This window comes from Amycolatopsis sp. DG1A-15b (genome assembly GCF_030285645.1).
GTDB lineage: Bacteria > Actinomycetota > Actinomycetes > Mycobacteriales > Pseudonocardiaceae > Amycolatopsis.
In genome coordinates this window covers 7,543,231-7,556,854 of the sequence record NZ_CP127296.1, presented here as the reverse complement: position 1 = coordinate 7,556,854, position 13,624 = coordinate 7,543,231, and the positions used below count along the sequence as shown (strand labels likewise).

13 protein-coding genes and 1 pseudogene are annotated in these 13,624 nt (G+C 69.9%); 5 read left to right on the top strand and 9 right to left on the bottom strand.

The window, feature by feature from the left end:
* Positions 1–100 precede the first annotated feature (100 nt).
* The gene (locus tag QRY02_RS34765; protein WP_285987023.1) at positions 101–1,189 is read left to right on the top strand and encodes an FAD-dependent monooxygenase; all 1,089 of its coding nucleotides are present in this window, start codon (positions 101–103) and stop codon (positions 1,187–1,189) included.
* Here the strand turns inward: QRY02_RS34765 and QRY02_RS34760 are convergent.
* The 3 genes from QRY02_RS34760 to nhaA are packed head-to-tail and all read right to left on the bottom strand — an operon-like array spanning position 1,176 to position 3,838.
* Positions 1,176–2,102 (bottom strand): alpha/beta fold hydrolase, encoded by a 927-nt coding sequence (locus QRY02_RS34760; RefSeq protein WP_285987022.1) that lies wholly within the window; start codon positions 2,100–2,102, stop codon positions 1,176–1,178. The genes QRY02_RS34765 and QRY02_RS34760 overlap by 14 nt on opposite strands.
* A 5-nt stretch (positions 2,103–2,107) precedes the next feature.
* Entirely contained in the window at positions 2,108–2,599 is a 492-nt protein-coding gene (locus QRY02_RS34755) for a phage holin family protein (protein WP_285987021.1), read from the bottom strand.
* 60 nt (positions 2,600–2,659) lie between these two features.
* Positions 2,660–3,838 (bottom strand): Na+/H+ antiporter NhaA, encoded by a 1,179-nt coding sequence (gene nhaA, locus QRY02_RS34750; RefSeq protein ID WP_285987020.1) that lies wholly within the window; start codon positions 3,836–3,838, stop codon positions 2,660–2,662.
* 190 nt (positions 3,839–4,028) lie between these two features.
* Between nhaA and QRY02_RS34745 the strand changes: the two genes are divergently transcribed.
* Positions 4,029–5,486 (top strand): peptide MFS transporter, encoded by a 1,458-nt coding sequence (locus QRY02_RS34745; RefSeq protein WP_285987019.1) that lies wholly within the window; start codon positions 4,029–4,031, stop codon positions 5,484–5,486.
* Here the strand turns inward: QRY02_RS34745 and QRY02_RS34740 are convergent.
* Complete coding sequence (locus tag QRY02_RS34740) at positions 5,483–6,211, bottom strand: VIT1/CCC1 transporter family protein (protein WP_285987018.1); 729 nt, start codon at positions 6,209–6,211, stop codon at positions 5,483–5,485. The genes QRY02_RS34745 and QRY02_RS34740 overlap by 4 nt on opposite strands.
* Positions 6,212–6,329: 118 nt before the next feature.
* Here QRY02_RS34740 and QRY02_RS34735 point away from each other — a divergent pair, with 118 nt between their 5' ends.
* A complete protein-coding gene (locus QRY02_RS34735; RefSeq protein ID WP_285994000.1) occupies positions 6,330–6,683 on the top strand; it encodes a cupin domain-containing protein in 354 nt (117 codons plus the stop codon).
* A 57-nt stretch (positions 6,684–6,740) separates the two neighbouring features.
* Here QRY02_RS34735 and QRY02_RS34730 read toward each other — a convergent pair whose 3' ends face one another.
* The 3 genes from QRY02_RS34730 to QRY02_RS34720 all read right to left on the bottom strand — a co-directional run bounded on the left by QRY02_RS34730 (position 6,741) and on the right by QRY02_RS34720 (position 10,060).
* Positions 6,741–7,232 (bottom strand): DUF6319 family protein, encoded by a 492-nt coding sequence (locus QRY02_RS34730; protein ID WP_285987017.1) that lies wholly within the window; start codon positions 7,230–7,232, stop codon positions 6,741–6,743.
* A 142-nt stretch (positions 7,233–7,374) separates the two neighbouring features.
* The gene (gene acs / locus QRY02_RS34725) at positions 7,375–9,357 is read right to left on the bottom strand and encodes an acetate--CoA ligase (protein ID WP_285987016.1); all 1,983 of its coding nucleotides are present in this window, start codon (positions 9,355–9,357) and stop codon (positions 7,375–7,377) included.
* 100 nt (positions 9,358–9,457) lie between these two features.
* Complete coding sequence (locus QRY02_RS34720; RefSeq protein WP_285987015.1) at positions 9,458–10,060, bottom strand: GNAT family N-acetyltransferase; 603 nt, start codon at positions 10,058–10,060, stop codon at positions 9,458–9,460.
* 113 nt (positions 10,061–10,173) lie between these two features.
* Here QRY02_RS34720 and QRY02_RS34715 point away from each other — a divergent pair, with 113 nt between their 5' ends.
* The gene (locus QRY02_RS34715) at positions 10,174–10,671 is read left to right on the top strand and encodes a phosphoribosyltransferase (RefSeq protein WP_285987014.1); all 498 of its coding nucleotides are present in this window, start codon (positions 10,174–10,176) and stop codon (positions 10,669–10,671) included.
* On the top strand, positions 10,668–11,390 hold the full coding sequence (locus QRY02_RS34710) for a Fic family protein (RefSeq protein ID WP_285987013.1): 723 nt from the start codon (positions 10,668–10,670) through the stop codon (positions 11,388–11,390). Before QRY02_RS34715 ends, QRY02_RS34710 begins: the two co-directional genes overlap by 4 nt.
* A gap of 142 nt (positions 11,391–11,532) precedes the next feature.
* On the opposite strand, the gene nicT is transcribed toward QRY02_RS34710, so the two are convergent.
* Together nicT and QRY02_RS34700 are read right to left on the bottom strand one after the other, a co-directional pair.
* Complete coding sequence (nicT, locus tag QRY02_RS34705) at positions 11,533–12,624, bottom strand: Nickel transporter NicT (protein WP_285987012.1); 1,092 nt, start codon at positions 12,622–12,624, stop codon at positions 11,533–11,535.
* A 55-nt stretch (positions 12,625–12,679) separates the two neighbouring features.
* Positions 12,680–13,608 (bottom strand): annotated as a pseudogene (locus QRY02_RS34700) (N-acetylmuramic acid 6-phosphate etherase).
* Between the last annotated feature and the right edge of the window lie 16 nt (positions 13,609–13,624).

The window sequence follows — 13,624 nt, the reverse complement described above, 5'->3', positions numbered from 1 at the left end:
TGACCTAGTACAGACGGCCATCTGTACTAGTACAGAAATAGCCTGCGAGCAGTTCATTCTCCACAGTGGAGCGTACAAGCGTACGACTCTGGAGGAAACCATGCGGAACGTCCTGATCTCCGGCGCCGGTGTGGCCGGCGGCACCCTGGCCCGGCTCTTGGCCCGTTCGGGCTGGGCGGTGACCGTGGTCGACCGGGCGCCCGGCCCGCGCACCGGCGGCCAGGCGATCGACGTGCGCGGCGTCGCCCTCGACGTCGTCGACGAGCTGGGGCTCGGCGACCGGATGCGCGCGCTGCGCACCCGGATGCGCGGGATGTCCATGGTGGACGGCGACGGCCACGAGCTGTTCCGGTCGGAGGAGCACACCTTCACCAGCGGACGGCTGGACAACGCCGACTTCGAGATCCTGCGCGACGACGTCGTCGGGATGTTGCTGGAGGCGCCCGGCGTCGAGTACGTCTTCGGCGACTCGATCACCGCCCTGACCGAAGAGGCGCACGGCGTGCGCGTCGGCTTCGAGCACGGCGGCTCCCGGACGTTCGACGTTGTCGTCGGGGCGGACGGCCTGCACTCGGCGGTGCGGCGGCTGGCCTTCGGCCCGGAGGAGGACTTCACCCGCCACCTCGGGCAGTACCTGGCGATCTTCCCGACGGCCAACTTCCTGGGCCTCGAGGACTGGCAGGTCTGGTTCCGGCACGAGCACACCGGGGGCGTGGCCTATCCCGTCCGGGACAACACCGAGCTCCGCGTGACCCTCGGCTTCGGCTCGGAACCGCTGCCGCGGATGGCCGTCCCGGAGCAGAAGCGGCTGATCGCCGAGCGGCTCGGCGGCGTCGGCTGGGAAGTCCCGAAGCTCCTCGAAGCCATGGCCGCCGCCGACGTCTTCTACTTCGACGCCATGGCCCAGATCCACCTCGACCGCTGGTCGGCCGGCCGGGTCGTGCTGGTCGGCGACGCCGGCTACTGCGCCTCGGCGCTGTCCGGCCAGGGGACGAGCCTCGCGCTGGTCGGCGCGTACGTCCTCGCGCAGGAACTGGATCGGGCCGCCCACGATGCGGCCTTCGCGGCCTACGAACGGCGGATGCGGCCCTTCGTCGCGCTCAACCAGGCGCTGGCCACCGAAAACCCCGAAGGACCGGCGTCGGAGGAGTCGGTCGAGCGGGCGAAGAACGCCATCAGTCTCGCTTGAGGAAGCCCGCCAGGGCCGCCGACGTGCGGTCCGGCACCTCGAGGTGGGGGAAGTGCCCGACGTCCGGCCAGATCTCCGGCTCGGCGTGCGGGCCTGCCCAGCGCGTCGACGACGTCGCCGTTTCCGGGAGGATGCAGGTGTCGTCGGCGCCGTGGAGCTGCAGCGTCGGCGCGGCGATCCGGGCGCCGACGGCGTCGGTGAACCGGCGGCCCTCGCCGCGGAACTGGGCGCGGAACGCCCACCGGTAGTACTCGAGCGCGCTGTGCGCGACCCCGGGCACGAGCATCGCCTGTCGGAACGCCTCGACACTGCCGGTGAAGTCCGAAGTGGACCGCCAGCGACGGCCGGCCCAGCCGCCGAACAGGTCCTCGACGGCTTGGGCGTCGTCCTTCACCAGCCACTTCTCCGGCGCCATCGGCACCTGGAAGCGGAAGAGGTGCCCGGCCGCGCGGCCCTGGCCGCGCCACGGGCGGGCCGCGCCCGAGCGCAGGGCGAGCGGGTGGGCGGCACCGATCGCCGTCACCGAGGACACCAGCCGCGGGTGCAGCGCCGCGACCGTCCAGGCGAGCATGCCGCCCCAGGCGTGCCCGACGAGGTGGGCGCGGCGCGCTCCGAGCGACTTGATCAGCCCGCCGACGTCACCGGCGAGCGTCCACGCGTCGTAGCCGCGGGGCGGCTTGTCCGAGTCGCCGTAGCCGCGCAGGTCGACGGCGACCGCGCGGAACCCGGCGTCAGCCAGTGCCGGCAGCTGGTGGTGCCAGGTCCACCAGAACTCGGCGAACCCGTGCAGCAGCACCACGACCGGCCCGTCGCCGAGCTCGGCGACGTGCAGGCGGATGCCGTTCGCGGACAAGTCGCGGTGCACCCACGGGCCGTCGAGCCGGACGATCGACGGGTCGGGGGACGCGTGCAACGACTTCAGTCGCGCGTGGTCAAGCCGGCTTCGGGCGCGCGCTGCGGCTTGAGCGCGGCGGCGGTCTCCTTGACGCTGGCGATGGTCCGCTCCGGTGCCTTGAACTTCTTCACCTTGCGGTAGCCGAGGAACCCGGCCACGCCCGCGACGATCAGCATCAGGAAGAACACGATGCCGAAGGCGATCCAGCGGTAGCGCACCCACTCGGCCAGCCCCTCGGCCGCGAAGAAGAACAGGAAGAAGGTGCTGTACAGGAAGACCGTCAGCGCGATCAGGAAGAAGACGGCCCCCTTGAGGCCCTTCTTCACCTCACCGACGAGCTCGGACTTCGCCAGTTCCATCTCGGCCCTGACCAGGGTCGAGATGTGTTGGGTCGCGTCGCCGACCAGGCGGCCGAGCGACTGGTCGCCGGGGATGTCGGAAGCGGAGGACAGCGGGAGGTAAGGCACGGCCCCCACGCCGTCGGGGCCGGTGCGTTCGTGCTTGGGGCTGCTCACCGGGTCATCGTGCCATGTGTCCCTTTACCGGGCGCGGCGGCGTAGCCGAGTGTCGCGAGATCACTCCACTTGGGCGTGCGCCCGGCTGCGCCGGAGGAGCAACGCCGCGCCCAGCAGGGACGCCACCGCCGACGCGATCAGCACCGCGGCCTTCGCCAGCTCACTGGTGCCTTCCGGCAGCGACAGCTCCGCGATCAGCAGGCTCACGGTGAAGCCGACCCCGCCGAGCACGGACAACGCGGCCATGTCCCGCCAGCCCATTCCGCGTGGCTTCTCCGCCGCGCGCAGCTTCACGGCGAGCAGGCTGGCCCCGAGGATGCCGACGACCTTGCCGCCGAGCAGCCCGGCGAGCACCGCGAGCGGCAACGCCGTCGTGAAGACCTTGCCGAGCGAGTCGCCACTGACCGAAATCCCGGCCGCGAACAGCGCGAACACCGGCACGGCGACGGCCGCCGACCACGGCTGGAGCCGGTGCTCGAGCCGTAGCGCGGGCGCCTCCGCCTCGCCCTCGTCGGCGCGGACGCGGGTGAGCAGGCCCAGCGCGACGCCGGCGATCGTGGCGTGGATGCCCGCCGAGTGCACCGCGACCCAGGTGACCAGCGCCAAGGGGGCGTACAGCCACGGCGTCCGAACCCGGCGGTGCTGCAGGAACGCGTACAGCCCGAGCGCGACGACGGCGACGGCCACCGCGACCAGGTCGAAGCCCGACGTGAACAGCACGGCGATGACGACGATCGCGCCGAGGTCGTCCACCACGGCCAGGGAAAGCAGGAAGACGCGGGCGCTCGACGGCAGGTTCGACGCGGTCAGCGCCAGCACGCCGAGCGCGAACGCGATGTCCGTGGCGACGGGGATGGCCCAGGCCCGCTCGATGCCCGGCGTCCCCCAGCCGACGGCCAGCGCGACGAGCGCGGGTACGGCCATGCCGCCGATCGCGGCGACGACCGGCAGGACCGCCTGCTTGAAGCGCGACAGCTCGCCGATGACGAGCTCGCGCTTGAGCTCCAGCCCGGCGACGAAGAAGAACAGGGCGAGCAGGCCGTCCTTCGCCCAGTCGCCGACCGTCAGGTTCAGGTGGAGGAACTCCGGGCCGAGCCGGAAGTCGCGCAGTGCGTGGTAGCTGTCCCGCAGCGGCGAGTTGGCCCAGAGCAGCGCGACCGCCGTCGCGCCGAGCAGGATGAGCCCGCCGGTCGTCTCGGTGCGCAGGTAGCGGGCGAATTCGCTGAACGGGCGGGTCATCGGGGCGGCTCCAGGGGTCGCTGATCACTGTTGCCGACCAGACTTCCCGGCGCACCTTGGTGCCAGTTTACCGGCTCTTTGTCACGCATTGTCATGACCGCCGCCACACGTCGTGCCGGTGGTGGGTCACGCGGTGGGCTCATAACATGCCAATCGACAACGAAGTCCCCAGGACAAAGGAAGACGAGTTGTGAGCACCTCCACCGACGTCCAGCAGGACACGAGGTTCTTCGGGCACCCACGAGGACTGGCGAACCTCTTCGGCGTCGAGATGTGGGAGCGGTTCTCCTACTACGGGATGCTCGGCATCCTGCCGATCTACCTCTACTACCGGGTCGAACAGGGTGGGCTGGGCCTCGCGCAGGAGTCCGCGCTCGGCATCGTCGGCGCGTACGGCGGCCTGGTGTACCTGTCGGCCGTCATCGGCGCGTGGGTGGCCGACCGCCTCCTCGGCTCCGAGCGGACGCTGTTCTACAGCGCCGTGCTGATCATGATCGGCCACATCAGCCTGGCCCTGCTGCCCGGCCTGGCCGGCATCGGCGTCGGCCTCGTGTGCGTCGCGGTCGGCAGCGGCGGGCTGAAGTCCAACGCCACGGCGATCGTCGGCACCCTCTACGCCGAGGGCGACGAGCGGCGCGACGCGGGCTTCACGATCTTCTACATGGGCGTCAACCTCGGTGGTTTCGTCGGCCCGCTGCTGACCGGGCTGGCGCAGACCCAGGTCGGCTTCCACCTCGGGTTCGGTCTCGCGGCGATCGGGATGGCCCTCGGCCTGACCCAGTACGCGTTCGGCCGCAAGAACCTCGGCGACAAGGCGAAGGAGGTCCCGAACCCGCTGCCGGCGTCCCAGCGCGTGCTGGCGATCGGTGCCGCCGTCGTGCTGGTGGCCGCGGTCGTGGGGCTGGTCGTCACCGGTGTCGTCAACCCGGGCAACCTCGCCGACGTCGTCGTGTGGGTGGTCGGCGTGATCTCGGTGGTCTACTTCCTCGTCATCCTGACCAGCGGCAAGATCACCGGCGTCGAGCGCAGCCGGGTGTTCTCGTTCATCCCGATGTTCATCGCCAGCGCGGTGTTCTTCTCGCTGTACCAGCAGCAGTTCACGGTCGTCGCGGCCTACACCGACCAGCGGCTGAACCGGAGCCTGTTCGGCTGGGAGATGCCGGTGTCCTGGGTCAACTCGATCAACCCGGTGTTTATCATCGTCTTCGCCCCGGTCCTCGCGGCGCTGTGGACGAAACTCGGCGAGCGGCAGCCGTCGACGCCGATGAAGTTCGTCCTCGGCACGGTGCTGATGGGCGCGGCGTTCCTGCTGTTCCTGCCGATGGTGGGCAGCGGCAAGAACGCGAGCCCGATCCTGGCGATGGTCGGCATCCTGTTCGTGTTCACGATCGCCGAGCTGTGCCTCTCGCCGGTGGGGCTGTCGCTGTCGACGAAGCTCGCCCCGGCGGCGTTCCGGACGCAGATGGTGGCGCTGAACTTCCTGTCGATCTCGTTCGGCACGGCGATGTCCGGCAAGCTCGCCGAGTACTACTCCGTCGACGACGAAGCGCCGTACTTCAGCACGGTCGGCTTGGTCGCCATCGGTGTCGGCGTGCTGCTGTTCCTGGGCATTCCCTTCATCCGCAAGCTGATGAAGGGCGTCCATTAGCCCACGGTGACTCCGAAAATCACGCCGACGAAGTAGGTCACGACCATGGTGAGGGCGCCGACGCCGACGTTCCGGAGGATCGCGCGCCCCACGTTCGCGTCGCCGAGCCTCGCGCTGACCCACCCGGTCAGCGTGAGGCCGACGACGACCGCGGCGGCGCACGCCCACACCCGCAGGGAGACGCCGGCCCACGCGATGGACAGGATCGGCAGCAGCGCGCCGACCGAGAAGGCGACGAGTGACGCCCACGCGGCCTGCCACGGGCTGGTGAGGTTGTCCGGGTCGATGCCGAGCTCGGCCTCCGCGTGCGCCTGCAGGGCGTCCTTTTCGGTCAGTTCGCGGGCCACCTGGCTCGCCAGCTCCGGCGAGAGCCCCTTTTCCTCGTAGATCTGGGCGAGCTCGCGCTCCTCGGCTTCCGGCATCGTCTTGAGTTCCTGCTTTTCGAGCCGGAGCAAGGCCTGCTCGGTGTCGCGCTGGGTGCTCACGGAAACGTATTCCCCGCCGGCCATGGAAAAGGCGCCGGCGACGAGCCCGGCGATTCCGGCGGTCAGGATGGTCGTGCTTTCCGTGGTCGCCCCGGCCACCCCGACGACGATGCCGGCCACGGACACGATGCCGTCGTTCGCGCCGAGCACCCCGGCCCGCAGCCAGTTCAGCTTCCCGCCCACACCCTGGTGCGGTTCGTGAGCGTGTTCCACGGCGTCACCGTCGATCGTTTCGGTCACCGGACCAGTGAAACACGGAAGCGGAATCGTGGCGAGACTTGGTCTTTTGTCAGGCGCGCCTAAATAACGGCTGCCTTACCTAAGTTGGTCCTGTGTGGACTCTCAGCCGAGCCGGGTCATGATGGGCGGCATGGAAGAGCAGGTGTGGCAGCCGCTGGTCACGGTGGAGGGTTTGCCGCTGGCCGGCGGCGAGGGCCGGTTCCGGCTGCTGGAGACGGCCTCGAGCGGCTTGGCCTTCTTGATCCACTACCCGGCGGGCGTGTCGTCACCGACCCACGCGCACGACCACGACTCGATCGTCTACGTCCTGTCGGGCCGCTTGCGTGGCGCGGTCGACGGCGTGGAAGCGGTGCTCGAACCAGGGGATTCGGTGCTGCACCCCCGCGGGGTCGCCCACCACGTCGAGGCGCTGACGGACTCCATGTGGGTGGAGTTCAAGTCACCCCTGCCGGAGCGTCCGCCGATCGCCTGAAGAGCGGAAACGCCCGGCCCCGCCGATGCGGAACCGGGCGCTTCTCGGAGTGAAGTCTCAGGCGTCCAGCTCGGCGAGGGCCTGCTTGGCCTTCTCGAGCTCGGCCTCCAGCGCCGCGACCTTCGCCGCCTGCGCCTCGCGGGCCTGGTTGATCACCTCGTCGATCGGGCCGGACAGGTCGCTGTGCAGCTCCTTCGCCGCCCGCGAAACCGCCGCGGCCGGGATCTCGAGGCCCTTCGCGACCCACTTCGAGCCGTTCTTCAGCTCGGCCTGCCACTCGCCGTCGGCGGTGCCGGTGACGGTCAGGATCAGCTCGACCGTGCGGGTCTTCTTCGCCGTCGACGCCGTCGCCGCACCCTTCGGGCGGCCGCGCTTCGGCTTCGGGGCCTCTTCCTCGGCGGCCGGCTCAGCCGAACCCTCCGAGGGCGAGGCCGGGGACGCGGACTCGGTGACGGTCGCCTCGTCGGCGGAAACCTCCGGAGTCGAAGCCGGAGCCTCGGCCGGAGCCGAAGCCGTTTCCTCGTCGTGCGTCAGGACATCCACGGTCATCGTCGTGTCGTCTCCTTGCCCGGGAAGTGGGTGTGGTTCGCGGCACAGCGTAGAACATGCGTTCGAGTCGTGCCACACGGGGTGTCATGACAGAGCCCTCCCGGCGCGAAGCCGGAAGGGCTCTGACGAGAGGAACGCTAGCTCACTCCTCGGACTTGCCCGACTTCAGGCCCGACGAGATCAGGTCCATCACCGACGAGTCGGCCAGCGTGGTGACGTCGCCGACCTGCCGGTTCTCCGCGACGTCGCGCAGCAGGCGGCGCATGATCTTGCCCGAGCGCGTCTTCGGCAGCTCCGGCACGACCATGATCTGCCGCGGCTTCGCGATCGGCCCGATCTCCTTCGCGACGTGGTTGCGCAGCGCCTGGATGGCCTCCTCGCCGCCGTCGACCGCGTTGCCGCGGAGGATGACGAACGCGACGATGCCCTGGCCGGTCGTCGGGTCGGTCGCGCCGACGACCGCGGCCTCGGCGACCGTCGGGTGCGAAACCAGCGCCGACTCGACCTCGGTCGTCGAGATGCGGTGCCCGGACACGTTCATCACGTCGTCGACGCGGCCCAGCAGCCAGACGTCACCGTCGTTGTCGTACTTCGCGCCGTCGCCGGCGAAGTAGAAGCCCTGGTCCTTGAACCGCGACCAGTAGGTGTCCCGGAAGCGCTCCTCGTCGCCCCAGACCCCGCGCAGCATCGACGGCCACGGCTTGTCGAGCACCAGGTACCCGCCACCGCCCGGGCCGACCTCGGCACCGGTGTCGTCGACGACCTTCGCGGAGATGCCCGGCAGCGCCTTCTGCGCCGAGCCCGGCTTGGTCGAGGTGACGCCCGGCAGCGGCGAGATCATGATCGCGCCGGTCTCGGTCTGCCACCACGTGTCGACGATCGGAGTCCGGCCGGCGCCGATGTTCTCGCGGTACCAGATCCACGCCTCGGGGTTGATCGGCTCGCCGACCGAACCCAGCACCCGCAGCGACGACAGGTCGTACTTCTCCGGGATTTCCGCGCCCCACTTCATGAAGGTGCGGATCAGCGTCGGGGCGGTGTAGTAGAGGGAGACCTTGTACTTCTGGATGATCTCCCAGTGGCGCCCTTCGTGCGGGGTGTTCGGCGTGCCTTCGTAGACGACCTGAGTGACGCGGTTGGCGAGCGGGCCGTAGACGATGTAGCTGTGGCCGGTGATCCAGCCGATGTCCGCGGTGCACCAGTAGACGTCTTCGCCGGCCTTGTGGTCGAAGACGTTGTGGTGCGTGTACGCGGTCTGCGTCAGGTAGCCGCCGGAGGTGTGCAGGATGCCCTTCGGCTTCCCGGTCGTCCCGGACGTGTAGAGGATGAACAGCGGGTGCTCGCTGTCGAACGCTTCGGGAGTGTGCTCTTCGGACTGTCCGTCGACGAGCTCGTGCCACCAGAGGTCGCGGCCGTCGGTCCAGGGGACGTCGCCTTCGAGCTGGTCGCCCGTGCGCTTCACGACGATGACCTTCTCGACGGTCTCGGCGCCTTCGAGCGCTTCGTCGACGTTGGCCTTCATCGGCGCGGCCTTGCCGCGGCGGAACTGGCCGTCGGAGGTGATGACGACCTTCGCGGCGGCGTCGTCGACGCGGGCCCGCAGCGCCGTCGGGGAGAAGCCGCCGAAGACGACGTTGTGCAGCGCGCCGATCCGCGCGCACGCGAGCATCGCGAAGATGGCCTCGGGGACCATCTGCAGCTGGATCGCCACGACGTCGCCGGCGGTGACGCCCAGCGACGCGAGTGCGTTGGCGGCCTTGGAAACCTCGGTCTTCAGCTGCGCGTAGGTGATGTCCCGGGTGTCACCCGGCTCGCCGACCCAGTGGATCGCGACCTGGTCGCCGTGGCCGGACTCGACGTGCCGGTCGACGCAGTTGTAGGCGACGTTCAGCTTGCCGCCGACGAACCACTTCGCGAACGGTGCATTGGTCCAGTCCAGTACCGTGGTCCACTTCGTGTCCCACGTGAGCCGCTCGGCCTGCTTCGCCCAAAACGCTTCGCGGTCGGCGTCGGCCTCGGCGTAGAGGTCGGCCTTCGCGTTGGCCTGGCCAGCGAATTCGTCGCTGGGCGGGAAGGTGCGGCTCTCGGTGAGCAGGTTGTCCAGGGCGGGGGACTGCTCGGTCATGGTTGCAAGGCCTCCTGTAGTGCGCCGAAACGACGGCTAGCGGCACGCTAGCGACGTTAGTCCGCCTTGTAAAAGGTTGCACCCACGGCGCCCGGCCGGTTCACCGTGCCAGGCGGGACCCGGTGACTAAGCGTTCGTTCAGCCGGGCCTTCGCGGCCGGCCACTCCGGCGCCAGCATCGAGTACGTGACGGTGTCACGCGACGAGCCGTCCGGCCGGATCCGGTGCGCCCGCAGCACGCCTTCGCGAAGCGCGCCAAGCCGTTCGATGGCGCGTTGCGAGCGGAGGTTGCGGATGTCGGTCTCCCAGCAGACCCGTTGCGCGCCAAGGGTTTCGAACGCGTGCTGGAGGAGGAGCAGCTTCGACTCGGTGTTCAGTCCGGTGCGCTGCCAGTCCGCGCCGATCCACGTGTGCCCGATCGACAGGATCCGGTGCTTCTCGACGACCTGGTAGTACGACGTCGTCCCGGCGACGCGGCCGGAGGCGACGTCGATCTGCGCGAAGGGACGGCGGTCGGGGTCGGCGAGCGCCTGCTCGACCATCCGCTCGGCGGCGGGGAGATCCCCCGGCTGACGGATGCTCAGCCACGCCCAGATGCCCGGGTCGGCGCCGGCCTCGAACAGGCCCTTGGCGTGCTCGGGCGTCAGGGGCTCCAGGCGGACGTGCTCGCCGGAGAGGGTCGGTCGCGTGGTCCAGTCGCTCACGGGATCACCGTAGGCCGGTCAGTGGCTGCTCAAGATAGCCAATTTCTGATCATTATCAGAGACCACTTGCCGGTTGCCTATGCTCGGCGGACCACGACGGAAGGGCAGGCTCGATGGCCGAAGAGCGGGAAGAGCTGAGCTGGGAGCTGTTCGGCACGGCGAGCCGTGAACTGGCTCACACCATCGCCGAAGACGGCTTCGCGCCGGACCTCATCCTCTCGATCGCGCGCGGCGGGCTGTTCGTCGCCGGCGCGCTCGGCTACGCGCTCGACGTGAAGAACCTGCACGTCATGAACGTCGAGTTCTACACCGGCGTCGACCAGCGCCTCGACCTGCCGGTGGTGCTGCCGCCGGTACCCAACGTCGTCGACCTCACGAGCAAGAAGGTGCTGATCGCCGACGACGTCGCAGACACCGGCGCCACCCTCAAGCTGGTCCGCGACTTCTGCCTCGACCACGTCGCCGAGGTGCGCTCGGCGGTCGTCTACGAGAAGCCGCACTCGACGGTGAAGTGCGAGTACGTCTGGCGGCACACCGGCAAGTGGATCAACTTCCCGTGGTCGGTGCTGCCGCCCGTGGTCACCCGCGAAGGACAGGTGCTCGACGCATGACCGACCCGCTGAAGCCCCTCCTCGACCTCGAAGGCGTCGCGGCGGCGGCGAAGTCCGCGCAGGACGCGGTGTTCGCGGTCCACCGGCTCCCGGCGAACCTCCGCGGCGGCGCGGCGACGGCGGCCGAAGCGTCCGTGCGGGCCGCCCGCGCGTCGGCCGGCATCGAAGGCGCCAACCCGGAACTGCCCGCCGACGGTGCCGTCGGCGACCCCGTCCTCGCCGGCGCGCTGCGCGTCGCGGAGACACTGGAGTCGCTGCTGCCGACGTGGCGCCGCGCGCCACTGCAGGCGCTGGCGCGGCTGCACGTCCTGGCCGCGGCAGACCTCGTCGACGACCCGGACGCGTTGGGCCGCCCGCAGTCCGGCGGCGGCCGTCTCGAGCTGCTCGCCCAGCTGGTGACCGGAGCGACGTCGGTGCCGGGCCCGGTCCTGACGGCGGTCGTGCACGGCGAACTGCTGGCGCTCAAGCCGTTCGGCAGCGCGGACGGCGTCGTGGCCCGCGCGGCCGCGCGACTGACGATGGTCGCCACGGGCCTGGACCCGAAGGCGCTGAGCGTTCCCGAGGTGGCGTTCTTCCGCCGGGTGCCCAAGTACCTCGAAGCGGCCGAAGGCTTCGCGAGCGGGACTCCGGACGGCGTACGCGAGTGGCTGCTCTTCTGCTGCGAAGCGTTCGAAGCCGGTGCGCGCGAAGCGAAGAGCATTTCGGACGCGGCTTCTTGAGCCTTGGCGGCTACTGACGATCGATGGTCGCGGGAGCGCTGAATCCGGTGCTCTTGCCCAGGATGTCGTTGACGGCCGCTTCCTCCTCGTCGGTGGTCACCTTGACCGTGACCACCGACTTGCCGGGCGCCTCCGGGGTGACCTAAGCCGTCAGCTTCGCCGACCACTTCTCTTCGATCCGCCCGAACCGCCACACCGCCAGCGCGACGACCCACGTCAGCACGAACAACCCGACGATCCCGAAGCCGACGTAGTCCAGGTTCACCGAAGCGATCGCGGCCAGCGGCCCGCTGGTGATGGCCAGCTTCTCGGCCAGGATCGACACCAGCTCGATGGTCCCGATGAGCAGCGCCACCGCGACCGACAACGCGGTCACCGTGATGTTGTAGAAGATCTTGCGCACCGGCTTCGCGAACGCCCAGCCGTAGGCGAAGTTCATGAAGCAGCCGTCCACGGTGTCGAACAGGGTCATCCCGGCGGCGAACAGGATCGGCAGCACGAGGATCGCGTACCACGGCAGCGCGAACGTCGCGGCGCCCGCGGCCAGCACGAGCAGCCCGATTTCGGTCGCCGTGTCGAAGCCCAGCCCGAACAGCAGCCCGACCGGGTAGATGTGCCACGGCTTGCGCACGGCCTTCGTCGCGCCGCGCAGCAGCCGGTTCAGCAGGCCGCGGTTGTCCAGCTGGTGCTCCAAAGCGGCCTCGTCGAACTCGCCCCGGCGCATCTGCCGGAACACCCGCAGGATTCCGACGAGCACCACGAGGTTCAAGATCGCGATCACGTACAGGAACACCCCGGACACCGACGTCCCGATCACGCCGGTGGCCTGGTGCAGCGTCGAGGAGCCGTCCTCGACCTGCCCGGCCAGCGCGCGGACGCCGAGGGACAGCAGCAGGCACAGCGCGAAGACGATCGTGGAGTGCCCGAGGGAGAACCAGAACCCGACCGAAAGCGGCCGCTGGCCGTCGCTCATCAGCTTGCGGGTCGTGTTGTCGATCGCGGCGATGTGGTCGGCGTCGAACGCGTGCCGCATGCCGAGCGTGAACGCCGTGACACCCAGGCCGATCCCGAACACGCCGGACGTGCCCAGCGCGTAGTGGTGCGGCGCGACGAACGCCGTGAGCACGCCCCAGCCCACGACGTTCAGCAGCAGGATGAACCCGGCCATTCCGCCGATCGACACCCACTCGCGACGCGAAAGCCCGCGTCGCGAGTCCTCGTCCGTGCCCGCCATCGCCCGTCCGCCTTCCCTCTCATCTGAGAGGTTAGACAGATGAACAGGTAAAGATCTAGCTCGCCCGCACCCGCACCAGGTCGAGTGCCTTCCGCACGTGCCCGCCCGACGCGTGCAGCGCCTTCGCCGCGCTCTTGACGTCTTCCCCGAGAGGAGGTGCACCAGCGCCACCTTGAGGTCGCCCCCGGCCTCGGTGAGCGCGTCCGAGCAGTCCGCCATCGTCATGCCGGTGGCTTCCTGCAGGATCCGGATGGTCCGGCCGCGCAGCTTCGCGTTGGTGGCCCGCATGCTGACCATCAGGTTGGAGTAGGTCCGGCCCAGTTTGATCATCGTCGCGGTGGAGAACGACGTGAGGATCATCTTCTGCGCCGTGCCCGCCTTCATCCGGGTGGAGCCGGCGATCGCCTCCGGCCCGGTGTCGACGGCGATGAGCACGTCGACCCCGGCCGGCTTCGCGGCCTTGGCGTTGCCCGAAACCAGCCCGGTCCGGGCGCCCTGACGCGACGCCGCGGCCAGCGCACCCAGCACGTACGGCGTCCTGCCCGACGCCGTCAGCCCCAGCACGAAGTCGCCCGGCTGCACCATCGCGGCCATCTCGGCAGCCCCGGCCGCCGAGTCGTCCTCCGCGTTTTCGACGGCCTGACGCAGCGCGCGCTCGCCGCCGGCGTGGTGCGCGATGAACCAGTCGCCCGGCACGTTGAACGTCGGCACCAGCTCGGCCGCGTCCAAGGTGGCCAGCCGCCCGGACGTGCCCGCGCCGACGTAGTGCACCCGGCCCCCGGCCCGCAGGGCGTCCACCGCGTAGTCCACCGCGCGTGCCACCTGGGGCAGCACCGCGGCAACGGCACCGGGGACCGTGCGGTCCTCGGCGTTGATCGCGCCCAGGATCCCCGCGGTGGACATCAGGTCGATGTCCTTGGTGCGGGGATTGCGGGTCTCGGTCGGCGAATCGACGTGCACCGCCTGCACGGGGACGGTCATCATGCGCCTCACTTTTTCT

Bases quoted from the DNA above. Each gene is read 5' to 3' on its own strand.
- QRY02_RS34765 (WP_285987023.1), top strand. From the start codon at position 101: ATGCGGAACGTCCTGATCTCCGGCGCCGGTGTGGCCGGCGGCACCCTG.
- nhaA (WP_285987020.1), bottom strand. From the start codon at position 3,838: ATGACCCGCCCGTTCAGCGAATTCGCCCGCTACCTGCGCACCGAGACG.
- QRY02_RS34735 (WP_285994000.1), top strand. From the start codon at position 6,330: ATGATGGGCGGCATGGAAGAGCAGGTGTGGCAGCCGCTGGTCACGGTG.
- QRY02_RS34730 (WP_285987017.1), bottom strand. From the start codon at position 7,232: ATGACCGTGGATGTCCTGACGCACGACGAGGAAACGGCTTCGGCTCCG.
- acs (WP_285987016.1), bottom strand. From the start codon at position 9,357: ATGACCGAGCAGTCCCCCGCCCTGGACAACCTGCTCACCGAGAGCCGC.
- QRY02_RS34715 (WP_285987014.1), top strand. From the start codon at position 10,174: ATGGCCGAAGAGCGGGAAGAGCTGAGCTGGGAGCTGTTCGGCACGGCG.
- QRY02_RS34710 (WP_285987013.1), top strand. From the start codon at position 10,668: ATGACCGACCCGCTGAAGCCCCTCCTCGACCTCGAAGGCGTCGCGGCG.
- nicT (WP_285987012.1), bottom strand. From the start codon at position 12,624: ATGGCGGGCACGGACGAGGACTCGCGACGCGGGCTTTCGCGTCGCGAG.